Origin of the sequence: Carboxylicivirga caseinilyticus (assembly GCF_050589785.1) — a bacterium.
Classification (GTDB): Bacteria; Bacteroidota; Bacteroidia; order Bacteroidales; family Marinilabiliaceae; genus Carboxylicivirga; species Carboxylicivirga caseinilyticus.
The window spans coordinates 1-24,207 of the sequence record NZ_JBNGOX010000063.1 but is presented as its reverse complement, the minus strand read 5'-3'; the positions used below and the strand labels follow the sequence as shown (position 1 = coordinate 24,207).

At 35.3% G+C, this 24,207-nt stretch carries 17 protein-coding genes; 7 read left to right on the top strand and 10 right to left on the bottom strand.

Going from position 1 to position 24,207, the window contains the following annotated elements; translation table 11 throughout:
- Positions 1-136: 136 nt before the first annotated feature.
- The 4 genes from ACRD62_RS21465 to ACRD62_RS21450 all read left to right on the top strand — a co-directional run bounded on the left by ACRD62_RS21465 (position 137) and on the right by ACRD62_RS21450 (position 4,489).
- Entirely contained in the window at positions 137-2,356 is a 2,220-nt protein-coding gene (locus ACRD62_RS21465; RefSeq protein WP_430822147.1) for a TonB-dependent receptor, read from the top strand.
- A gap of 123 nt (positions 2,357-2,479) precedes the next feature.
- Complete coding sequence (locus ACRD62_RS21460) at positions 2,480-2,833, top strand: DUF3788 family protein (protein ID WP_430822146.1); 354 nt, start codon at positions 2,480-2,482, stop codon at positions 2,831-2,833.
- Between the two features lie 156 nt (positions 2,834-2,989).
- Complete coding sequence (locus tag ACRD62_RS21455) at positions 2,990-3,322, top strand: DUF3795 domain-containing protein (RefSeq protein ID WP_430822145.1); 333 nt, start codon at positions 2,990-2,992, stop codon at positions 3,320-3,322.
- Between the two features lie 258 nt (positions 3,323-3,580).
- Entirely contained in the window at positions 3,581-4,489 is a 909-nt protein-coding gene (locus tag ACRD62_RS21450; RefSeq protein ID WP_430822144.1) for a peptidylprolyl isomerase, read from the top strand.
- A gap of 71 nt (positions 4,490-4,560) precedes the next feature.
- Here the strand turns inward: ACRD62_RS21450 and ACRD62_RS21445 are convergent, their stop codons facing one another.
- Positions 4,561-5,481 carry a DMT family transporter gene (locus ACRD62_RS21445; RefSeq protein ID WP_430822143.1) on the bottom strand — a complete coding sequence of 307 codons (921 nt, stop codon included), beginning with the start codon at positions 5,479-5,481 and terminating at the stop codon, positions 4,561-4,563.
- A 202-nt stretch (positions 5,482-5,683) separates the two neighbouring features.
- On the opposite strand from ACRD62_RS21445, the gene mnmA reads away from it, so the two are divergent.
- Complete coding sequence (gene mnmA, locus ACRD62_RS21440; protein ID WP_430822142.1) at positions 5,684-6,727, top strand: tRNA 2-thiouridine(34) synthase MnmA; 1,044 nt, start codon at positions 5,684-5,686, stop codon at positions 6,725-6,727.
- Positions 6,728-6,747: 20 nt separating this feature from the next.
- Here mnmA and tilS read toward each other — a convergent pair whose 3' ends face one another.
- The 9 genes from tilS to proS all read right to left on the bottom strand — a co-directional run bounded on the left by tilS (position 6,748) and on the right by proS (position 20,699).
- On the bottom strand, positions 6,748-8,076 hold the full coding sequence (tilS, locus tag ACRD62_RS21435; protein WP_430822141.1) for a tRNA lysidine(34) synthetase TilS: 1,329 nt from the start codon (positions 8,074-8,076) through the stop codon (positions 6,748-6,750).
- Positions 8,076-9,377 (bottom strand): anthranilate synthase component I family protein, encoded by a 1,302-nt coding sequence (locus ACRD62_RS21430; RefSeq protein ID WP_430822140.1) that lies wholly within the window; start codon positions 9,375-9,377, stop codon positions 8,076-8,078. The genes tilS and ACRD62_RS21430 overlap by 1 nt, the downstream gene beginning before the upstream one ends.
- 84 nt (positions 9,378-9,461) lie before the next feature.
- Entirely contained in the window at positions 9,462-11,207 is a 1,746-nt protein-coding gene (locus ACRD62_RS21425; RefSeq protein WP_430822139.1) for a SusD/RagB family nutrient-binding outer membrane lipoprotein, read from the bottom strand.
- Between the two features lie 11 nt (positions 11,208-11,218).
- Positions 11,219-14,632, bottom strand: a complete 3,414-nt coding sequence (locus ACRD62_RS21420) for a SusC/RagA family TonB-linked outer membrane protein (RefSeq protein ID WP_430822138.1) — start codon at positions 14,630-14,632, stop codon at positions 11,219-11,221.
- A gap of 320 nt (positions 14,633-14,952) precedes the next feature.
- Positions 14,953-16,188 carry an ROK family protein gene (locus ACRD62_RS21415; RefSeq protein WP_430822137.1) on the bottom strand — a complete coding sequence of 412 codons (1,236 nt, stop codon included), beginning with the start codon at positions 16,186-16,188 and terminating at the stop codon, positions 14,953-14,955.
- Between the two features lie 244 nt (positions 16,189-16,432).
- Positions 16,433-17,065, bottom strand: a complete 633-nt coding sequence (locus ACRD62_RS21410) for a peroxiredoxin (protein WP_430822136.1) — start codon at positions 17,063-17,065, stop codon at positions 16,433-16,435.
- 138 nt (positions 17,066-17,203) lie between these two features.
- Positions 17,204-18,430, bottom strand: coding sequence for a peptidase T (gene pepT, locus ACRD62_RS21405; protein ID WP_430822135.1), 1,227 nt, complete (start codon positions 18,428-18,430; stop codon positions 17,204-17,206).
- A gap of 12 nt (positions 18,431-18,442) precedes the next feature.
- A complete protein-coding gene (locus tag ACRD62_RS21400) occupies positions 18,443-19,135 on the bottom strand; it encodes a hypothetical protein (protein WP_430822134.1) in 693 nt (230 codons plus the stop codon).
- A gap of 88 nt (positions 19,136-19,223) precedes the next feature.
- On the bottom strand, positions 19,224-20,699 hold the full coding sequence (proS, locus tag ACRD62_RS21395) for a proline--tRNA ligase (RefSeq protein WP_430822133.1): 1,476 nt from the start codon (positions 20,697-20,699) through the stop codon (positions 19,224-19,226).
- Positions 20,700-20,942: 243 nt separating this feature from the next.
- On the opposite strand from proS, the gene ACRD62_RS21390 reads away from it, so the two are divergent.
- Positions 20,943-22,445: a hypothetical protein gene (locus tag ACRD62_RS21390; protein ID WP_430822132.1), complete on the top strand. Its 1,503-nt coding sequence runs from the start codon at positions 20,943-20,945 to the stop codon at positions 22,443-22,445.
- A 29-nt stretch (positions 22,446-22,474) separates the two neighbouring features.
- On the top strand, positions 22,475-24,019 hold the full coding sequence (locus ACRD62_RS21385) for an OmpP1/FadL family transporter (protein WP_430822131.1): 1,545 nt from the start codon (positions 22,475-22,477) through the stop codon (positions 24,017-24,019).
- The last annotated feature ends 188 nt before the right edge of the window (positions 24,020-24,207 follow it).

Genomic DNA, 24,207 nt, shown 5'->3' with positions numbered 1-24,207 from the left:
TTTGCTCGTCGTGACACCTTAGTCTACCATCTTAGTCCCCCTATCGGGTGACACGACACCACGACTAAAGCGCCACGACTTCATCCAGCAAACGTAAAAAAAGAACCGAGAAATAAATTATTTGAAGCGATAACAGATGAAATTAAAAATTTTGACACTCATTTTAACTTTAATGAATGTTTCATCATTTGCACAAGCATTAAAAGGAATTGTTGTAGATGAAAACCAAAATCCTATTCAGTATGTCAGTGTTTTGAATAAAACAAACAATCAACATACTCATACAGACGAACAGGGTAAGTTTGTTTTTGAGAGTGTAGCTATCGGAGATACCTTGCAGTTTTTTCATATCAGCTATCAAAGCAAGTTCATAGTGATATCGGACTTACAGACACCTTTAAATGTTTTATTACATACGAAGGCGATAAACCTGACAGAAGTGATTATTTCTCCGAATATTAATGCGCTTCATGTTATTACAGATATTGATATTCAAACAAACCCGGTAAACTCGTCGCAATACATCCTGAGAAAAGTACCAGGTTTGTTTATCGGGCAACATGCAGGAGGAGGAAAGGCAGAGCAAATGTTTTTAAGAGGTTTTGACATTGACCATGGTACGGATGTGAATGTTACAGTCGATGGACTACCTGTAAATATGGTTTCGCACGCCCACGGACAAGGTTATGCCGATTTGCATTTCGTTATACCCGAAACTATTGATAAAATAGACTTTGGTAAAGGACCATATTACGAAAGCAAAGGTAATTTTAATACAGCCGGATATGTAGATTTTTCAACAAAACAAAAAATGGAAAACAGTTCCGTTAAACTGGAAGCAGGACAGTTTGATACCTACAGAATGCTGGGAATGTTCAATCTGGTAGAAAGTAACACGCAAAATGCATACGTAGCCACCGAATTTTTATCGACCGATGGCTATTTCGATAGTCCCCAAAACTTCAATAGAATTAATCTCTTTGGAAAGTATACTGGCAGAATAAACAATCAGGATAAATTGGGTATAACAGCTTCTTATTTTGATAGTAAATGGGATGCATCGGGACAGATACCGCAGCGGGCAGTTGATAGCGGCTTGATTTCACGTTTTGGTTCTATTGATGATACAGAAGGTGGTTCTACTTCGCGTAGTAATCTATTGGTGAGTTATGACAAAAGAATTGATAAAAATTCATCCATTAAAAGCAAAGTATACCTTAGTCAGTACGATTTTGAACTCTATTCCAACTTTACTTTTTTTCTGGAAGATTCTATTAATGGCGACCAAATCAGGCAAAAAGAAAATCGGATTATTTACGGGCTAAACTCTGAGTATGATAAATCATTTACAAACGGGAATATAAAAGGAAGTTGGCAGGTTGGAATAAGTTTGCGCAACGACCAAACTCATAATTCTGAATTATCGCATACCATAAACAGAATTGAAACTTTAGAACAAATTAAACTGGGAGATATTAATGAAACTAATTTAGCTGCGTATATTGGTACAAGCATCGAAATAAATAAATGGATTTTCAGCCCATCATTACGATTCGATTATTTTGATTTTCAATACAACGACAAGTTGCTTTCAACCTATATGACACAAGAAGCGACAAAAACCATTGTCAGTCCGAAATTCAACATCCTTTATAATCCTAGCCACGAATTACAGTTGTATTTAAAAACAGGAAAAGGCTTTCACTCAAACGACACGCGGGTTGTGGTAGTGGAAAACGGTAAAGAAATATTACCTGCCGCCTATGGATTTGATATAGGGTATATTTGGAAACCAACCCCACAAATGTTATTAAATATGGCCTATTGGTATTTGTATTTAGAGCAAGAATTTGTGTATGTGGGTGATGCAGGAATTGTTGAACCAAGTGGAAAAACAAGACGACAAGGAATAGATTTAAGTTATCGGTATCAGCCCTTTCAATGGTTGTTTTGGAATGTGGATGCCAATTATGCTTATGCCCGGGCAATTGATGAACCGCAAGGGGAAGACTATATTCCTTTAGCTCCAGATTTTACATTAGTGAGTGGTCTTAACTTTATTTTTAAATCAGGGCTTTATGGGAGTATAAATGTCCGTCATTTAGACAATCGTCCTGCCAATGAAGATAACTCCATAGTAGCCAAAGGATATACCGTCACCGATTTGAATACAGGCTATAAATGGAGGAAGATGAACTTAGGAGTACAAATACAGAACCTTTTTAATACCGAATGGAACGAAACGCAGTTTGCAACTGAGACAAGGTTGCAATTTGAGAAAGAGTCAGTAGAAGAAATACATTTTATACCCGGGACTCCTTTTTTTATGAAAGCTATGATTCAGTACAACTTCTAAAAACGGCATACAACTTAGGATGTGTATACAACATAAGTGGTTTACGAAGCTTCAGAGCATTTAATCAGCTCCGCCAAATCTGCGATTTGACGGTTTCTTCTGAATCTTTAACTTTTGTAAACTATGTGCCTTAACGAACATTTTGGAGATAACATAGTAAAAAATGAATACAATGAAAATCTGGATTTTATGGAATCAAACAACGAAACGATATTATTACGTGACAAAGACATAGAGCCTACTGATGCTGTGCTCGAAAACGCCCTTGGTAAAGAACGTTTCAGTATCTATCAAAAATTAATTAAGATTTTTACTAATGAATATAGTCTGGAACCTCAATGGCGATATTACAAAGATGGTAATGCATGGTTATGTAAAATCGTTTACAAGAAAAAAACTATTCTTTGGCTTTCTGTTTGGGAGAACTATATAAAAACTGGTTTTTATTTCACAGAGAAAACACGATTAGGGGTTTAAGAATTAAATATTGATGAAAAAATAAAAAAGGAATTTGAACTGGCATCACCTATTGGAAAACTAATCCCTCTGATTATTGATATCGACCAACAAAACCAGATTAACGATTTAAAAGAGGTTGTTAATTATAAGAAAGGTTTGAAGTAAATTAAAACGATGGTAAACAAAATCTTGCCATATAACGGATTTATTCCACCTTGCGGAATTTATTGTGGAGGCTGTCCGAATTATACAAGAGAAAAGAATCGTTGTGAAGGAGCTGAAAAAGGTTGTAAGACAAGAAAATGTAAAGGAATTTATGTTTGTTGCATAGAAAAGAAAGGATTAGAATTTTGCCATCAATGTAAATCGTACCCTTGCAGCCGATATAGAAAATTTGCTGACAGATGGCAAAAGTACGGACAGGATTTATTGGTTAACCAGGAGTTTATTAAAACAACCACAAAAGTAGAGTTTATAAGCAAAATGAATAAGAAAGAAACTGGTTGAAGAATTTAAATAATAAATACACATCACTAAATCAAAGTATTACTGAATTTGCTCATACCAACATTTAGTCAATCTCCAAAAGAAAGTAGCAACAACAAAAACCACTGTCCCATTTTTATTAGGAATTACCCTAATGCACAAAAAACACCCCTTATTCATAGATTTATAAATTATTTATATAAATCAACCTCTAAATTTAAGGCATTTTGGTTTTTCTTTACATGATGAAAACAATAGTTAAATTTTAAAATCATAATTATGAAATTAGTTCCAACAATATTTATTGGGTGCTGTATTTTGTTCTTTTCAGGATGTGATATGGAGATTGAAAAGGGTGTAATGAAAAGTGATTTATCAAAAGATGTTGAACTAATAACTGATTATGGAACAATAATATTCAGATTATCTGATGAAACGCCAAAGCATCGAAACAACTTTATTAAGCTGGTAAATCAAAAGGCTTATAATAATGTGTCATTTCATCGTGTTATTGAAAACTTTCTTATTCAAACCGGAGATATGGCCACTAAATATCCAGAATCAAAAATTCAGGATAGCACTTCAGAACCATCTTATATGATTGATGCTGAAATCAAATCAAACCTGCTTCATAAACGAGGATCTATAAATGCTGCGCGTATGGGAGATGATCAAAACCCGGACAGATCTTCAGATGGAACTCAATTTACAATTATTCAAGGCAAGATCTATAATGACAGTACATTGGCAATTGCTGAAAAACGCATCAATAACTGGTTGGCATATAATAATGTGATTAATAAACCTGAGCACAAAACAGAGTTTGATAAACTATTAAATTTGACAAACAAATTGGAGGCAATTCAAACATCGGAGAATGATACAGACAGTCTATCATTAAAAATAATGGAAGATTCCATTAATCAATTGAAGAATAAGTTTGACTCTTTAGCTCAAACCGAACTACAGATAATGGAACATTACCGTTTTCCTGAATCACATCGTGAGATATACAAAACCATTGGTGGTGCTGCTCATCTTGATCAAAACTATACTGTTTTTGGACAAGTGGTTAAAGGTATGGATATAGTGGATAGCATTGCCAGAGTTGAAACTGATCATCAAGATAAACCAATCAATGATGTGAAAATTATTTCAGCTAAAATGATAAAAAGAAAAACGTATTAATAAAGAACAAAAACATTACAATAAGATAAAGCAGTTTTATCAAATAATAATCAACAAATCAATAGCTGTTTCTAGCCTGCTTTATCTTTTGCAATATCCTCTTTAGCCTTACTGGTAGTAACCAAATATACACCGCTAAAAACTAAAAGTATAGCAAACACTTTTGGCCAGCCAAAACTATCGATTTGCATAAAAACCGCAGCAACGGCAGCTACTACAGGCTGAACATTGTTATACATAGTTGCCACAGTTGGCCGAAGATATTTTTGAGCTATAGGTATCATCATATACGAAAAGAAGGTAGATCCTAACACAATAAAACCAATTTGACCTATAACAGAAACAGGCATATTAGTATAGTCAATGGTTGTAATGTTCGACCATGTTAATGGCAGATAAATAAAGGAGCTGAACAGAAACATCCATTTCATAATGGTAATGGAATGATATCGACTGATAATCTTCTTAAAAAACACAAAATAAATGGCATAACTAAACTGGGCTGCAAAACAAAGTAGAATTCCCTTCATCCCCAGTTCTCCAAAATTTTTACCTGACGAACTGTTTAAAATGATAACAATGGCGCCTGTTGCACCAATAATAATTCCACCAATCTTTTTCCAGGTAACAGGCTCTTTCAAATAAAAAGCCGAAATAATCATTGCAATTATGGGTAAAGTGGTTGTTACAATTGAAGCATTAATAGGTGAAGTATAGGAAACTCCCAACACAAACACACCTTGATTTAATATAATCCCAAACAATGCTCCTAAAACCAACCATTTCAAATCTTTAAACGGAATCCGTTCTTTGGGAATAAAAAGTGAAGCCGTCCAGAACGCCAATGTAGCACCAATTACCCTATAAGCAACAATTGTCCAGGCATCAATATTACTATTCACCACAACCGACTTCACAAATGGCGACATCAGCCCCCATGCCATATTAGCAACAATCATTGCCATATGTCCTTTTACCTTATCTACTTTCATTGTGGGTGCAAAAGTGAGAAAACAGCCTGAAATAACTTTAACTTTTTCAATAAAATCTTGACTACAACAAATGATTTAATTCTTCAATCAGTATCAGTCGCTTATTTTATCATTCACATTGAATCTGAATCCATCTTCGGGTCTCAATCTCAAAGCTTCTGACTACTGACTATTTTACTATATTAGCCATCAAATTTGAGGGATGAATAAGCGAGTGATCTTAGGAATGAGTGGTGGAATGGACAGTTCAATGTCGGCAGTTTTATTACTTCGACAAGGATATGAAGTAATAGGTGCAACCCTGCAGACACATACCGAAGCAGACGACAAAAATATTTTGGATGCTCAGAAACTGGCTCAGTCACTTAATATTGAACATCATCTGATTGACTGCAGAGATGACTTTAAGAAAGAAGTCATTCACTACTTTGCTGATGAATACCTTAACGGCCGCACTCCAAACCCTTGTGTTTATTGCAACCAAACCATCAAATGGAAATATTTACTTGAATTAGCCACAAAACTCAATTGTGATTATATTGCCACCGGTCATTATGTTCGGGTTATACAGGAAAACAATCATTTTTATATACAAAAAGGTATCGATTCAAATAAGGATCAGTCATATTTTCTATGGAATCTCAGTCAGGAAGTACTTTCAAAAGCCATTTTTCCACTTGGACAATTAAAAAAGAGCGAAGTGCGAGACTTGGCTTCAGAATTGGGATATCAGAATATAGCTGATAAAAAAGAAAGCATGGGAGTTTGTTTTCTGGCAGGTACCGATTATCGCGAATACCTAAAGAAACTGCTAAAAGAAGATCACCCCTCGTTTCAACCCGGGCCCGTACTTGACCTTAACAACAAAACCTTGGGTCATCATGATGGGTTTCCGTTTTATACCATTGGGCAGCGCAGAGGAATTGAAGGTGTTGCAAATGGTAAATGTGTAGTTAAAATTGATCCGGTAAAAAAAGCCCTGATAGCAGGATCCAGAGATGATTTATATACAAACAACCTGGTTTTAAAAGAATACTCACTTACGCCAAACTCCACACTTTGGCAAGACAGAGAAGTATTTATAAGGGTTAGAGGTTATGATAGTGTACCGGGTTATCAGGGAACAATTGCATTTTGCAATGAAGGATTAGATGTTCAGTTTAACGAAAATGTGTGGGCTGTTACACCCGGGCAATCCATTGTTTTTTATCAGGATGATAAATTAATCGGAGGTGGAATTTTATAATCTCGAAGAAATATCTCTTATCAACCTAATTTAACCTCTAAAACGAATTTAGTACGATTTGTAATCTTAAAACGATCATCAATACGATGGCCGGCAATCCAAATAATATCTTCTCCAGATATGGCCAACCAGGTTTGCTCTTTATCTACAATTGAAAATTTGCTATCGATAAAAAAATCACTCACCTTTTTAAATTGAGTCATACCCAAAGGCATAAAACGATCGCCTTCCTGCCATTTACGAAATAACAAAGGTAAATCAACCAGGTCTGCATCAAGATGAATCAAATTCGGATCTTTTGAAAAACTAAAATCAGAAGGTTTCGGATAAATCTTTGCCTCAACTTTTACCGGTGATTGTATCTGTTTTTCCTCCAGCCAAAAATGATCGGTTGCAACTTCTTCGCGAGGCATGATTAATAAGTTATGGCGATCTTTAATCAATCGGTGCGTTTCGCTAAAGAACTGCTTACCACTCAAACCATCTAAATGCTGAACCACATCATCAGTAACAGACGCATTAAAACCATAGGGCCGTATCACTTCAAAAAGAATGGTTTTCTTTTGTGCATATAGATTCAGTTTAGATATTGGTATCAAAACCTTATCATGTTCATCAACCAAAACCTCTTCACGAAACTGCTCTACCACTTCTTCCAACAATAATTCAGCTTCATGGATATGTTCCATATTATTCAGCATTGTTGAAAAGAAGGATGGATTCATTTGCTCCAGTACCGGAATTACTTCGTGCCTGATTTTATTTCTGAGATATTTAACATCAGAATTAGAACTGTCGTAACGAAACGGTATCTGATGAATATTACAATACTCTTCGATCTGCTGACTTGAAAAATCAAGTAAAGGTCGCAATACCTTTCCGTTTTTGTATTGAATTCCGGAAAGCCCCTTCACCCCTGTTCCTCTTACCAGATTTAAAAAAAATGTTTCAATTGAGTCATTACCGTGATGTCCGGTTACCAATGCTTCCAGCTGTTCTTGTTCCATGAGCTGATTAAACCATTCATAACGCAATTCACGGGCCGCCATTTCAATGGATAACTTATGATCCCGGGCATATTCAATAATATTGAAACTTTTACAATGAAGCTCTATATTGTTCTCCTTGCAATAATTCTCAACTAACAATTGATCGCCATCCGACTCCTTTCCTCTAAGGTTAAAATTACAATGCGCTGCACAAATATTGATTCGTCTATTCGTTAGCAAATGCAATAAGGCCATCGAATCCGCTCCACCACTTACAGCCACCAGAATAGCTTCATTGGTTTTGAACCCACATTTATCGTGTAGAATTTTAAGAACATTTTGAGGAGTGAGCTCAGTCATTACTTTTCAATATTAAATACTTTCATAATGGCAGAAGCTTTTAACAAACACTCGTCGTATTCACGCTGAGCATCCGATTGCCCGGTAATGGCACCACCCACCATGAAGGACATATATCTTCGTTTAGCATTGTACAAAACACTCCGAATCACCACATTAAAATCAAAATCACCCTCAGGAGTCACATAACCAACCGATCCGCTATATAATCCACGTCTGGTTTGTTCAAACTCCTCAATCAGTTTCATGGCATTTATTTTAGGTGCACCTGTCATCGATCCCATTGGGAATGAAGCCTTAATTGCATCCATCCAGGTAGCATCTTCACGTAACTCTGCCGATACGGTTGAAATCATTTGATGAACCTGCTTAAATGAATAAATTCCGCATAATTCATCCACATTTACCGATCCCAGGGCAGCCACTCTTGAAAGATCATTTCGAACCAAATCGCAAATCATTATATTTTCGGCTCTCTCCTTTTCCGACTTTAACAAATATTCTTTGTTTGCTTTATCAATAAACGGATTGTTATCGCGGGGTGATGTTCCTTTTATGGGTTGAGATACCAATCGGTTCCCTTCTTTTTTCAGGTATCTTTCAGGTGATGCTCCCATAACATATTTATCATGGTATTTCACAAATGATGAAAAGGGAGTTGGCGATACCTCTTTTAAACGATGATAAACACATTGAGGTGTGATTTGAATATCATTCACAAAAAACTCCATGCAATAATTTAATTCATACACATCACCTCGTTGAATATGCCATTGTATCTTTTCAATTGCATTTAGGTACTCATTATGCGAAACCTGATGATTTAATTTCACTTCACTATATTCAACTTCCGAGTCGTCACAATATTTCAGATCATTGATAAATTCTCGAACAGAATCTTCATCATCGTATTCAGTCAAATATCCAACTTTCCAGTCTTTTTTATCATACAAAAACAAATATCGGGGACGAAAAAAATAAACTTCGGGCAATTCAATTTTATCAGTATGACCTGAACTTAAATCCTCTAATTGATTCTTAACATCATACGATAAAAAACCCAACATCCAATCCTTATATTTATTATGAAATAACTGAACCTGAGTCAAATCATTACTACAATCACCCACACTCTGCAATCCAGCGACAAAATCGTAATGACGTGATGCTTTAACCACCTCTGATGATTCAAAACCGTTACTGTCCAATATCACACCTGCACCTTCATTTCGGGTAGCCTGACATATCAGTTGTTTAAATTCTAAATCATCCTGCGGATGTATTTCGAGGAATTTTCGCATTCTGCAAAAATAATAAATATTTAGCCAGCGATTCAATCAACTTAATGAAATAAAAAAAGCACCTCTCTCGAGGTGCTTATCCTATTAATTTTTTGTTCTGCCTGTCCACCAGACAGGAGTATCGTGATCATTTTTACCAGCCACTGCCTGGAAATTGTCCGGATTAGTTGTTTCTTCATCACTTGGATAATAAAAACGTTCCATCCAAATAAAAATATCCGATGTTGGAGTTAGAATGCCATAATCCTTTTGTAATCTTCTGGTTTCACTCCATATTTCCCAATAGTTCAATATGTTCAAATGAGCCATTTTTTGATAAAAAATCTCTTTGATTTTATCATAATCACTCATTGCATTGAATGCTGCCACTTTATTATCAAGAAATGCATCTATTACAGAAGCATCTGGCTTTACAGGTTGCGATCCTTCAATCAAAGCTTCAGGAATAGCAGGAGTTGATGTTGTATTAAATGTATTACTACTATTTACCTGATAATACCAATCTATTGATTGACTAATAGCAGTTCTATACTCATTAGCTGCATCAATGGAACCTGCAATATCAGGAAAACGAACAGCAGCTTCTGCTAAGAGCAAATGCGTTTCTGTTGGACTGAAAGCAGGATATTTCATATCAAAATTAAAATATGTTTTTTTATTGTAGAAAGAAAAATATGGATGCAGATGGTCATCATAGTTCCAATCTTTAGCTGTATTAATTCTATCCTGATCATAACCTAAAGCTTCCATATCTATCTGTATCTTATCAAACTGATCAGTACCCCAACTCTCGCAACCTACATAATCACCAAATTCATTAGGTTGAAATACAACGTACATACGTGGGTCAATCTGATCAGTAGGTACATCAGGACTTGTATAACCAAATATATCCTGCATCATAAAGCGTGGTGCATGAAAATTATACCACATTTCTGACATTGCTCTTGGCCAATACCATTCCATAACATGCGCATAATCTGTTTCTGCCAGACCAATTAAATCTGCACCATCACTAACAACAGGTAAATCATTACTAATAATCTCTCCAATTATTTCTTTTGATTTTGCAGGAGCTACAATTGACATTCTCATTGCCATACGTAATCGCAAAGAATTAGCAAATTTTCTCCACTTCTGCACATCTCCGTTATTTAATATATCATGATTTCTAAATTTTTCATGTGCTATTGAAGTGTTCAATTCATAGCCATCCAATGCTTCCTGAATTTCATCTAATGATGCCAACAAAGTTGTATAAATTTCTTCCTGAGAATCGTATTTAGCCCAGAACTGCTTTTGATATGCGCCATTTGCCTCACTAAAAGGCACATCATCATAGATATCTGTCAGTCGTTGAAACATATAAGCCTTTACAACATTTATACAATTAACATAAATAGAATAGTCTTCTTTTTCTGCCTCTGGTAAATTATTTAAAAGCAAATTCATAATTGGAATATTCTTATTGAAATCAATATACGTCTTATTGAACTGAGTATTCCTTAATGTTGCCCCTGACCAACCTGTCCATAATGCATAAGAATTTGCTTCCATTGAATTAAAACCAGCATAAGGAAAGGTTCCTAAACCAAACAATCTATTGAATGCCCTTGATTGATGATAACCGGGTCCATATTCCAGTCGAAACAATTCAGTAGGCTGCAATGCTCCTGTGAATAACATAGCAAAATCGGCTGATGTCACCTTATCAGGATTATAGAAATTTTTTTCCAATTCATCCTCACAAGATGAGAATCCAATTAATAGACCTGCTACAAAAATGAAAGCGGGTATATGAAACAAGTATTTTATATTTTTATTTTTCATAACAATCAATTTTAGAAACCTAATTTAACTTCAAAACCAAAGCTTCTCACACCTGGCAATCCTGAATATTCAGTAAACTCATTAGTTCCTGCAAATGACTCTGGAGTAACGTTTGGAATATCTTTATACAAATAAGCTATATTGGTTCCAAATACAGCAAGTCTAACCTTATTGAAGAATGTTTTATCTAACATTGTTTTAGGAAGTTCATATGCTAAAGTTATACGACGTAAGGCTAAATAATCACTTTTAAAAACAACATCCTCAGTAATATCCATATAACCTTGCCAATAGGTTCTGTCGTAATATTGCTGTGCATTTATCAGAATATCATTGGTAGTTCCATCTCCTTTCACTCCTGGAAGAATAACTCCATCATGGAAAATCCAGCCATATTTCGAATCAGAAGGAGTAGCTGCATTATGAGAATCCAACAGATGTTTTGCATCATTTTCATCAATATAATAAGGTAATCCTCCGCGAGCTTGATCCCTGTATTTCAATGATTCAATACCCGTACCATTACCACGTAAATACATATTTGTTTGTGAAATTAAAGTACCTCCAAACTGGAAGTCAAAATCAAAATCAAGGTAAATACCTTTATATGTGAAATTTGTATTAAACCCACCCAGTATATCCGGCAGTTCTTTACCCACTTTCTTTTGATTCTCAGTATCAAACTCATAAACCCCATTCGAGCCAACAACCAAATTTCCATCTTCGTCTCTTAACCATGGATTAATGTAGTATTCACCATATTCTCCTCCAACACGAGCTTCTCTGCTTGCTCCTGTAACTCCCCACATTGCATAAATATCAATACCATCTGAAAGTTTTTTAATTTCAGTTTTATACTTTGACAAGTTCAATGTCATATTCCATGCAAAATTATTTGTAATCACAGGTTTTCCTGTTAATTGCAATTCAACACCCGAATTCTGAATATCACCGGCATTGGTTATAATATTAGCAACTCCTGAAGATGCAGGAACCGGAAGAGCCATTATCTGATCATAAGTATTCGCCTTAAACCATGAAAAATCAATTCCTAAACGATTTTGTTGAAATAAGCTGGTTTCAAATCCAAATTCAATCTCTCTTTTTCTTTCAGGTTTCAGGTTTTCTTCTGGAAATGTTCCTTCAGCTATGGCTTTATCGAAATCTACAGGAGGCATATTACTTGAAGCTATAATATACGGTGTACCACTATAGCTATTTAAGTCGAAATTAAAATTACCGAAATAAACAGGTCCAGGTCTTCCTACATCAGCGAATGAAGCACGAATCTTAGCATATTTAATAATATCAGGCAAGCTCATTGATTCACTAATAATCCAGGATAAACTTGCTCCAGGATAGAAATAGCTATTATTGGCTGGTGGCAATATACTTGACCAGTCATTTCTTCCCTGCAATTCAAGGTATAAATAATCTCTAAATGTTATTTGAGCTGATCCTAATAGACCAAACAATTTATAAAAGCTTCTACCGCCTGATCCCTCAGATTTTACATCCTTTCTTGAATTACTTAAAGAAAAGAAATTCTCAACCAAAAATTCCTGCGTTAAAGATTTTAAACTTCGATCTGAGCTGTACTCATAAACACCACCAACAAAGCCTGATAACCTAAAGTCTTCATTTATTTTTCTATCAAAATTCAAAAGAGCCTGATTATTCAGTTTTAAAATATTTCTTTCAGCTACTGAATAATATCCCTGAGTGTGATCATCACTTAAAGGTTCGATTACTTTCTTTTTTACCTCGTTTAATTTGCGAGTCATATCAAAACCTGATCTAACAGCAAGAGAAAGCCAATTTGTAAACTCAATATTCAAGTTGGCTGATTGAATAAAGTGATGACGCTCTTCATCAAAGGCGTTTTGTGTCTGATTCCAGAAATAATTAGCCCCAATCTGTCCAGCTTGTTGACCAGCAGCTTCAGACCGTTCTTTACTTCTAAAGTACCAATACACACCTGTCTCATCAAAAATATTTTGTTTCCATAACTCAGGTTTCATATCCCTATGTACACCATAAGTCACCAACTCATCTTGCATTCGATAAGGTGCATTATGGTTAAAGGTATAGAAATAGTTACTTATGTAACCCAATGTTATTTTGTCTGAAACATTAATATTTCCATTAAAACTTATAGTATGGTTTTGTTGATCAGCTCCAATTATAGTACTGGTATAATCTTTATTGGTATATGAAAAACGAAAACTACCTAATTCACCGGCATTAGAAAGAGCAACACTATTGGTCATTAAATGCCCTGTTCTAAACAAATCTCTATAATTATCTGGTTGTGGAGAATATGGACGCATCTCTCCATCCCACCATAGAATCTGGCGACCATCCATCTTTGGCCCCCAACCAGCAGCTCCTCCGGAACCCCAGTAAACGGGAGTCTTCACACCATCAATCATTTCATACCTAAAACCGTCTTCATCTGTTAAGTCAGGATCCATACCTGAATAACCCAGGGTATTACCTGTTCCAAACTCATTCTGAAGTTCTGGCACATAGGCAGTATTATCCCAGGTATAACTGGATGATACATCCACACCAAAGCCTTTTTTACTTTTCCCTGATTTCGTGGTAATTAAGACTACTCCATTAGCACCAGCATGACCATATAATACAGATGCTTTTGCCCCTTTTAGTATCTCAACAGACTCAATATCTTCAGCATTTATATCATTAATACCTGTACCTCTATCCCTACCATCTCTATCGTTTCGGTTCATACTGGTATTTTCATCAAAGATTGGAATACCGTCCACAACAAAGAGAGGTCGAGTTGAAGATTGCTCTGTTAAAGAAACTGAGTTTCTGATGTTGATTATCATACCACCTGTAGGTCCATTGGCTGTGCTCGAAATTTTCACACCTGCGGCCTTTCCATATAATGAAGATAGAGGATTGACAGGAACACCACTTTTAACCAATTCATCCGACTTTATTGAACTCATTGCATAACCAAGGGCTTTACGTTCCTTTTTTATACCTAAGGCTGTTACAACCACCTCATCTAAATCGGTGATTTCTTCAATCAGGATAACATCAATAGTACTCTTTCCGTCAACTGCTATTTGTTGAGTATCAAATCCAATGAATGAAAAAACCAGGATATCATCCGAAGAATCAACTTCAATGGAATAGGTTCCATCTACTCCGGTAATCACACCATGAGTAGGATTATTCTGCTCAAAAACATTCACTCCTGGTAATGGGCTGCCATTAGAATCTATAACCTTACCGGTTATTTTAAAGCCTTGTTGAAGTGAATTAGAGGAATTTGCCATGAGAGGCCCGAAGCCTGACCAAACAAACAATAAGAAAAGTAGAAAAATCCCTATTGTTTTATTAGAGGAAGCACTATGACTCCCTACACAGAAACTTTCTGCATTTTTTTTCATAATTTTGTATTGAAGGTTAACAAATATCCAACTGCGAATTGGATGTTTATATCTTAGCAGGAGGATGCGTCAACATTCTCCTGTTTTTGTAATATTCACATTTACTGATCTATAATTATAGTTTTATTGAGATTGAACTTCTAATTCTGCGCACATTCTTTTTTTATTTTTATAACATTTTTATACATAAATTTACATAAAAATAAAAGCTTGTGAAAGAAAAACATAAATTTAACTCACCTTCGTTAAAAAGTCAATATATCTTCATATATACCAATATGTTACAAATTATAATGTTAAATTAACTCTGTTTATATATTCTAATTAAAGTATTCTTCGAATATATTCTGCATCACTATTGCTAAAGCACCATAAAGAGCTAAATCCTTTCCAAATTCACTAATTTTTATTTTAGTATTTTCTCTGATTTGCTTCATTGTATGAGTATTGATTCCTTGCTTAATTGAGTTGGTTATTAAATCACCTGATTCAGATAAAACACCACTTAGAATAATATACTCAGGATTAAATAATTGTATCAGTGTTGATATCCCTTTTCCAAGGTTTTTACCGGTTTCATCCAGAATTTTTATTGCATATTGATCTCCTTCAATTGCTGCATTGATAACTTTTTCTAATTCCTTATATTTCAGTTTTTTATCATTTTCATCCAATTGAACTGAGGTAATGCCTTTTTCAACACCTTCTTCAATCATGGAAAGAACATTAATCCCGGAAGCAACTGTTTGCAGACAACCGATTTTGCCACAACCACATAATTTACCATTATCAACAATTGGAATATGACTAAACTCACCTGCAAAACCCGAACTTCCTCTATATAATTGACCATTCAAAATCATACCCAATCCAATTCCCATATCCAAAAATAAAAGAAGCAGATCATTCGTATTATCTTCCTTTCCTAAAACAAATTCAGCTAATGCCATTGCTTTAGCATCATTTTCAATAAAAACTGGTCTGCCAATTCTCTTTTCAATAATTTTTGTGATAGAGCTGTTATTTATATTTAAGAAAGTATAATTTATTCCATTAACAGAGTCAATCAATCCAGGCATGCTTATTCCAATTCCCAGTAACTTTTTCCTGTCAATTTTCACTTTATCTATAAATGAGTCAATCTTATCTATTATATATTCAAGTGTGCTCTCACTATTATCCAGATAAATAGAATATTCATCTGCCTTGATAATTTGTTTATTTATGGCATTAAAAACTGTTATACGCATTTGGTATACACTTAATTCAACAGCCACAACAAAAAGACTATCAGCAACAAAACCATATAAATCAGGTTTCCTCCCGCCTATTGACTTCCCAAACCCTTTCTTTTCCAATATATTTCTACCAAGCATCTCATTCAAGACACTCATTGCATTGGGAGAGCTAACTCTTGTTTCTTTACATATCCAGGAAATAGGTTGTGGCCCATTAATATATAATGCCTTAAGAATACGTATTTTTAATAAATACTTTTTCTTCTCAACCCCCTCTAACTGACCAATAATCTCAGTATCAAGATTTAGATGACTCATAAAGCTAGATTAACACAAATTCAATAAGATAAATTTACATTTATATATTTTTATCAACAAATCTTTTGGATTTTTTTTTACAAAGTCATTCTACTTATTTTATTTTTTGAAATATATCCTTTAACTTTTTTATCTATAACATTCTATTTTTAAGTACATTTTTCTAACCTTAAAAAAAACCTTCGAGGTAAGACACAAAAAAAGCACCTCTTTAGAGGTGCTTTTACAAATATCTGGTATATAACTATTTACTTCCAAGAAAATCAGCAATTCCTTCCTGAGTTGCTTTCAATCCTTTATCACCTTTATGCCAGTCTGCAGGACAAACTTCACCATTTTCCTCGAAAAACTGAAGTGCATCCACTATACGAATAGCTTCTTCAACACTTCGTCCTAAAGGCATATCATTCACAACCTGATGACGAACTACTCCATCTTTATCAATTAAGAATAATCCACGATAAGCCATTGGAGTTCCGCTAAACACAATTTGACCATCATCATTATAATCATACTCACCAGCCAAAACATCATAATTTTCAGATATAGTTTTGCTGTTATCTGCTACCAAAGGATATTTTACACCTTTAATACCACCATCTTTCAGTTCTGTTTGTAACCATTTCCAGTGTGAAAATTCAGAATCAACCGATACTCCGACAACCTCAACATTTCGGCTTTCGAATTCAGCCATCTTATCCTGAAAAGCAAGGATTTCAGTAGGACAAACAAAAGTAAAATCTGCAGGATAGAAATAAAGAATTACATATTTCTTACCCAGAAATTGATCCAAAGAAAAGTTTTCTACAATCTCGCCACCATTAACAACAGCGCTGGCACTAAATGAAGGAGCTTTCTTTCCAACTAATACAGCCATAATTTTATACGTTTAAATGTTAGTTAATTATTTTATCCAAATTAGAGTCAATTCTATTTAGTTTCTGCAACTCAAAAAATAAATATGCTTCAACCACTATCTCAAACAAAACAAAAATGCTGTTGTTCAACTTTTCATTTATTTTTTTGCCACTAATTCAGATATCTTAACAATAACCTCTGTAGCTTTTATCATACTTTGAACTGGAACGAATTCAAAACGTCCGTGAAAGTTATGTCCACCTGCGAAAATATTTGGAGTTGGCAGTCCCATATATGACAAACGAGCACCATCTGTTCCACCTCTGATTGGTTTAACATTAGGCTCAATACCAATTTCTTCCATGGCTTGTTTGGCAAAATCTACAACATACATAACAGGTTCAACCTTTTCACGCATATTATAATATTGATCCTTCATTTCAATATCGGCAGTACCTTCACCATACTCAGAATTAACCTTTCGAATAAGATGCTCCAGTTCTTTCTTACGATCTTCAAAACGATCTCTCTTAAAATCACGGATAATATACATCATCTCCGTTTTTTCAACATCTCCATTAAACGACATTAGATGATAGAACCCCTCGTAGCTCTCAGTATGTTCGGGCGTTTCATGGCGAGGCAACATGGTCATAATCTGATTAGCAATACGTATTGAATTACGCATTTTGCGCTTTGCATACCCCGGATGCACCATACGACCATTAATGGTTAATTTAGCATAGGCAGCATTAAAATTCTCAAACTCCAGTTCTCCCAGTTCCGATCCATCCATTGTGTAAGCAAACTCTGCTCCGAATTTTTTGACATCAAAATGATCAGCACCTGCACCAATCTCTTCATCCGGAGTAAAACAGATACGAATCTTTCCATGCTTTACTTCGGGATGCGCCAGAAGATATTCCATTGCAGTAACAATCTCTGCAACGCCAGCCTTATCGTCAGCACCTAACAAAGTAGTTCCATCTGTAACCACCAGATCCTGACCAATGTATTTCTCAACTTCAGGAAAGTCTGAAACCGTTAATACTATTTCTTTATCTTTATTTAAAACAATGTCTCCTCCCTGATAATTTGCAATCACACAAGGCTTTACATGACGGCCACTAAAATCAGGACTGGTATCCATATGTGCAATAAATCCAATAACTGGTACATCATCATCTGTTGTTGCAGGCAAAGTTGCCATAACATACCCATTATTATCCACTTCCACATCACTTAAGCCAATAGATTGCAACTCATCGGCTAAAAACTCTGCAAACACCATTTGCCCTGGTGTTGAAGGGGTTAATCCTGTATCTGAATCCGATTGGGTATCTATTTCAACATACCCTAAAAATCGATCTAATAAATTATTCATTTTATATTATTATTACTGTTTTACATCATCTGAATTGTAGATAAAACCTAGGCGTTTACCGGTTCTCATTCTTGAGTTAAGCATCTCATCCGTCATTTGCATCAAAGAAATAATCTTCATATCATCATAAGGTGGCACCAATAAGTCAAACTCCAATGCATATAAAACAGCTGTTTCAACAATCTGTTTCCAGTTTTCTTCATTCATTACCGAAGTTCCAAAATGATTAATACCGGTTCCTTTCTGCCTTTTCCCTTCTACAAAATAATGTCCGTCTTTATTAATAAATACCCTTGCTATCAAATATCCCAAATCATTCAACCGATTATACCTAAATGAATCATGTAAGAAATTATAAATATTAATTACACCACAATAGGCATTCGTTAAGTTGTTAGTCACGTATTCACTTTTCCAGACTTCATGATCACGATCAAAGACAAAAGCATTGGTATGCATATGAAAAACCAGCACATCGCCTGCCACCTTAAGTTGAACTACAAATTCACCTTTATCGGTATAAGCAAGCTCTAATCTCTGATCATTGGGTTGAACCTTCGGATTATATATTTCAACAACTTCTTTCAATACATCTTTCAATATTTCGAAATAGCGGTGTGTAGATGCATATACATCTTGCTTAACCACTGCTTTAGAATTAAGCAATTGCACAATAGCCTGGGGAATTTTATTATCTGGACTCATATTCAGCTGTTTTTATTAACCCTATAAATAAAGCCAAAAAAAAGGGAAATCAAAATGATTTCCCTTTGTATATACTTAAATGAATCTCTTAATATGCTTTTGCAAACAAAACTCTTTTAGTTGAAGGTTTACCTGTTACCATACATTTACCTTCTTCATCAGGCTGATCTAATGGAATACAACGGATGGTTGCCTTTGTTTCATCCTTAATACGTTTTTCTGTTTCCTCAGTACCATCCCAGTGAGCCAGAATAAATCCACCTTTTTCGTTCAATACTTTCTTAAATTCATCGTACGATTCAACTGTAGTTGTATTTTCAGTTCTGAAGTCGATTGCTTTATTGTAAATATTCTCCTGAATCTCATCCAAAAGGTTTACAATATGCTCATCGATGCCATCCAATGAAATTGTTTCTTTAGATAGTGTATCACGACGGGCAATTTCCACAGTACCATTTTCAATATCTCTTGGTCCAATAGCCAGACGAACAGGAACACCTTTCAATTCATACTCAGCAAATTTCCATCCTGGCTTTTTGTTATCGCTAAAATCAAATTTAACATCCACTCCTTTAGCTATCAGTTTTGATTTGATATCTTCGGCAACAACTTTTATTTTTTCCAATTCTTCATCCTTACGGTAAATAGGAACAATGACAACCTGAATAGGAGCCAATTTCGGAGGCAACACTAGTCCATTATCATCTGAGTGGGCCATGATTAATGCACCCATCAAACGTGTTGATACTCCCCATGATGTAGCCCATACATAATCTTCTTTTCCCTCTTTACTGGCAAATTTCACATCAAAAGCCTTGGCAAAATTCTGCCCAAGAAAATGAGATGTTCCAGACTGCAAAGCCTTTCCATCTTGCATTAAGGCTTCAATGGTATAGGTTTCCAATGCACCTGCAAAGCGTTCACTGGCTGTTTTAAATCCCTGAATAACCGGAACGGCCATAAATTTCTCAGCAAAGTCGGCATAAACATTGATCATTGTTTCAGTCTCCTCAATAGCCTCTTCTTTGGTAGAGTGAGCTGTATGACCTTCCTGCCATAAAAATTCTGCTGTTCTTAAAAACAAACGGGTACGCATCTCCCAACGAACAACATTTGCCCATTGGTTACACTTAATAGGAAGATCACGGTAAGATTGAATCCAGTTTTTATATGTATTCCAGATAATCGTCTCTGAAGTTGGACGAACAATTAGTTCTTCTTCCAGTTTAGCCTCCGGATCCACGACTACACCTTCTCCATTAGGATTGTTCATTAGTCGGTAATGAGTTACAACGGCACATTCCTTTGCAAAACCCTCAACATGATCAGCTTCTTTACTAAAAAAAGATTTTGGAATAAAAAGCGGAAAATAGGCATTCTCATGACCTGTTTCTTTAAACATACGATCTAATTGGGCCTGCATTTTTTCCCAAATGGCATAGCCATATGGTTTAATAACCATACATCCTCTTACAGCTGAATTCTCAGCTAAATCTGCTTTCAACACAAGGTCGTTATACCATTGTGCATAACTTTCACTTCTAGGCGTTAACACTTTTGCCATATCTATTCTCTTATATTATTCCAATATTCTTGTAAAGACGCACAAAATAACAAAAATTCATCCAAAACATTAGGCAGTTAAAAGCCTTTTTTTTAATCTTGTCAAAGCATCCAAATACACCTTGCTAAAAAAGCCAGAAAACCTTTAGTGATATTTTTTAGCTTTTTTTACATTTTTAAATTTATGGTACGCTTTTTGCTTTGTTATAAGTAAATAAAACCGTTCAAATTTGGAGGATTCGTTATGCGTTCAAAGCCAATCATAAGCCTTATTTTACTGTCATTTTTGGCAGCATGTAGCTCCACCCAATGGAATGACAGCAGTTACTATCAGGACGATTTGTATTACAGTCCTAAGGATCAACCCATGACTGTTTCCGACAAATATGCGCCGGTACAAGTTAATGAGGAAACTAAAAAGCAAGATGAAAAAGATTTTTCTGAGCTTAAATATGAATATGAAAAATCGGAGTTAGCACAAGATGATAACCGGGATTTTACACAGATTCAAAGTGATTATCTTTCATTATTAGGAAATGACACCATTCCTGAGGTTGATTCACTTGTATATTACAATGAAGAAACCGGATATTGGGTGGATGGTTTTCAAGGTTCTGACATGGATCAGGATTATGCAGAACGACTGATTAAATTTCATGGCCCATTTAATGGCATACCTTACTGGTCTCCGTTATACTACGATATGATTTACATGAATACATGGGATTGGAATGTTTATGTTGATGGAAACTATGCTTATGTATTTCCTAGCTGGAGCAATCCGATGTATAACGATTACATGTTTAATTATGGTCTTTACAGAAATCCTTGGCGATGGAATATGTCCTTCAGTTGGGGATGGGGATACTATGGATATGGATGGCCTTATTATGGATATTGGGACCCTTGGTGTAATTATGGAGGATGGTACAACTACCCTTCTTACTATTATGGAGGCGGATATTATGCTGGTCACGGAGGATATGGAATAGCTTCATATCCCAGAAATTATGAACCAAGAGGTATGACTTCTGCAACAGGACGTTCAAGTAGAGTTACAACTTCACGTACAGGTGATATCAGATCCTCGGTCAGAACAGATGGAACAACACGTGTAACCAGTACCAGAAGTACTAGTGCCGACAGAAGCCAAAGAGTTGTATCAACTTCTGCAAGTTCTTATACAAGATCAACTTCTGCAAGAACAACTTCCAGTTCTGCCGCAGACACCAGAACAACCAGAAGAAGTTACACACCTACAACCAATTATACAAGTTCAACAAGAGCAAGTTATAACAGAAATACAGGTTATACAAGAACTTCAACTTCTCCATCTAATTCCCGAAGTAGTTATTCAAATTCGAGAACAAGCAGCACAAGTACAAGTTCCTCTAATACTTCTTCAAGCAGGTATTCAAACTCATCAAGAAGTTCTTCATCGAGCTCTACTTATACACCTGCTCGATCAAGCAGTTCCAACAGAACCACTTACACTCCTTCCAGCTCATCCAGCTCAAGGAGCAGTAGCTCTGGAAGTAGTTCAAGAAGTTCATACACCCCTTCACGATCATCCAGTTCAAGCAGCAGTAGTTACAGAAGTAGTAGTTCCAGTTCCGGATCAAGTTCGAGAAGCAGTTACAGTGGCAGTAGTTCAAGAAGTTCCAGTAGCGGATCATCCAGTGGAGGTTCCAGAAGTTCAGGAGGTGGATCTAGTCGAAGCGGAGGATCAAGCAGAGGATCAAGATAAAACATAACCTAAACTCTAATTTTCTGATCATGAAAAAGTTATCTTATATATTTTCATTAGGTATAGTATGCCTGTCAGTTAGCCTAAACGCTCAAAATTTAGATGATGCTTTACGCTTTAACACTAGAGAATTAACAGGAACGGCCCGATCACTGGGAATGGCCAATGCATTTGGAGCATTGGGAGGTGATTTAAGTGCTATAAGTATTAACCCTGCAGGTATTGCAGTATACCGAAGCTCAGAGTTTGCTTTCACACCTTCCTTTTCTTTTAACAAGACTAATTCCGGCTATAGTAATTTTTCAAGTGCTGATGATGCATTTAGTTTTCCATTCAATCAGATTGGTGGAGTTTCTACCTTTCAAACACTGAGAGAAAAAAATGAAGGTATTATAAGTACTCATTTTGGTGTTACTTATAATCGTACAGCCGACTTTAACAACAGCATGTATACTCAGATTGGCAGGAATGTTTCAGATTATTCAGGAGGAAATTTCTCCCCTAATACTCTTCTTGCCAATATTATATTGGACGCTGATGGATATTACGAGAATCAACTGAGAGGGAGAGCATCTTATGCCTACAATGCATATTTAATTGATCCTGTTACCAACAGTACTTATATGACCCATTATGAAATGTACGATGCAGATAATGAACTCATTTACGATCGTAATCTTAATGGCATAAACCAAAATTTTGAAAGAGAACAAAGTGGCTATTCCGGAGAATATGGAATTACCCTTGGAGCCAACATCAGTAATATTGTGTTATTGGGAGGATCTGTTAACTTTCAATCATTTAAGTATGAGGAGACAGCCATATTCAGAGAAATAAATTTTAATGGTTTTGATCCGGCTTTTTTTGATGATTTGAATTATTACGAAGCCTACTCTAAGTTTTCACAAAATGGCTTTGGTATCAATGCTAAGATAGGAGCTATTTTCAATTTACATCCGATCAGATTAGGTGCTTCATTCCATTTGCCAACATTTTATGCTATTGATGAAGATTATTTAAATGGCATTAATGCCTATTTCTTAAATGATGATCATTTAGATGAAGGAATGGACGGATATTTTTCATATAACTATAGAACACCATACCGTGCTCAAGGTAGTTTTGCTTATATCATAGGAACTAAAGCAATTATATCATTCGATTATGAATTAACCGATCACACTGCCTCTAAGATTAGCGCCAAAGACGAATATGTTCCTGATTTTGAAGATTTGAATCAGGATATTAAAGATTATTTCAAAATCAGCCATGATTTAAAAGCTGGTATAGAAATTAAACCATTGCCTTACTTGGCACTTAGAGCTGGCGCAGCCTATTTTGATTCTCCTTTCAAAGATGGAATGACTGATGTTAAATTAGATAAATGGATGTATACAGGAGGATTTGGCATTAGAAACAAGAGTTTCTTTTTTGATGCTGCCTATTCTTTAACCATGTATGACGATGCTCTTTCGTTAAATTCTTATGATATGTTTTATGGTGTAACTGATACTCCTATTGAAATATCAAACAAAAGACATCAGGCATCATTTACATTTGGATGGAAATTCTAACAAATAAGTCAAAAACTATTCAATAAATACTTAAACGAATCGGGATATCCGGTTCGTTTTTTTTAAACTCTTATAATTTTCAACAAAAAAAGAAGGGTGTCCAAAAACTAAACATCAAAACAACGTTAGTTTCAATTTGTAATAAAATATCATTTTATGTCACCCCTAAATCCCCTGAAGGGGACTTA

What these genes read in the sequence shown, in the direction of transcription:
- ACRD62_RS21465 (WP_430822147.1), top strand. Translation starts at nt 137, where the DNA reads ATGAAATTAAAAATTTTGACACTCATTTTAACTTTAATGAATGTTTCA.
- ACRD62_RS21460 (WP_430822146.1), top strand. Translation starts at nt 2,480, where the DNA reads ATGTGCCTTAACGAACATTTTGGAGATAACATAGTAAAAAATGAATAC.
- ACRD62_RS21455 (WP_430822145.1), top strand. Translation starts at nt 2,990, where the DNA reads ATGGTAAACAAAATCTTGCCATATAACGGATTTATTCCACCTTGCGGA.
- ACRD62_RS21450 (WP_430822144.1), top strand. Translation starts at nt 3,581, where the DNA reads ATGAAATTAGTTCCAACAATATTTATTGGGTGCTGTATTTTGTTCTTT.
- ACRD62_RS21445 (WP_430822143.1), bottom strand. Translation starts at nt 5,481, where the DNA reads ATGAAAGTAGATAAGGTAAAAGGACATATGGCAATGATTGTTGCTAAT.
- mnmA (WP_430822142.1), top strand. Translation starts at nt 5,684, where the DNA reads ATGAATAAGCGAGTGATCTTAGGAATGAGTGGTGGAATGGACAGTTCA.
- tilS (WP_430822141.1), bottom strand. Translation starts at nt 8,076, where the DNA reads ATGACTGAGCTCACTCCTCAAAATGTTCTTAAAATTCTACACGATAAA.
- ACRD62_RS21430 (WP_430822140.1), bottom strand. Translation starts at nt 9,377, where the DNA reads ATGCGAAAATTCCTCGAAATACATCCGCAGGATGATTTAGAATTTAAA.
- ACRD62_RS21425 (WP_430822139.1), bottom strand. Translation starts at nt 11,207, where the DNA reads ATGAAAAATAAAAATATAAAATACTTGTTTCATATACCCGCTTTCATT.
- ACRD62_RS21420 (WP_430822138.1), bottom strand. Translation starts at nt 14,632, where the DNA reads ATGAAAAAAAATGCAGAAAGTTTCTGTGTAGGGAGTCATAGTGCTTCC.
- ACRD62_RS21415 (WP_430822137.1), bottom strand. Translation starts at nt 16,188, where the DNA reads ATGAGTCATCTAAATCTTGATACTGAGATTATTGGTCAGTTAGAGGGG.
- ACRD62_RS21410 (WP_430822136.1), bottom strand. Translation starts at nt 17,065, where the DNA reads ATGGCTGTATTAGTTGGAAAGAAAGCTCCTTCATTTAGTGCCAGCGCT.
- pepT (WP_430822135.1), bottom strand. Translation starts at nt 18,430, where the DNA reads ATGAATAATTTATTAGATCGATTTTTAGGGTATGTTGAAATAGATACC.
- ACRD62_RS21400 (WP_430822134.1), bottom strand. Translation starts at nt 19,135, where the DNA reads ATGAGTCCAGATAATAAAATTCCCCAGGCTATTGTGCAATTGCTTAAT.
- proS (WP_430822133.1), bottom strand. Translation starts at nt 20,699, where the DNA reads ATGGCAAAAGTGTTAACGCCTAGAAGTGAAAGTTATGCACAATGGTAT.
- ACRD62_RS21390 (WP_430822132.1), top strand. Translation starts at nt 20,943, where the DNA reads ATGCGTTCAAAGCCAATCATAAGCCTTATTTTACTGTCATTTTTGGCA.
- ACRD62_RS21385 (WP_430822131.1), top strand. Translation starts at nt 22,475, where the DNA reads ATGAAAAAGTTATCTTATATATTTTCATTAGGTATAGTATGCCTGTCA.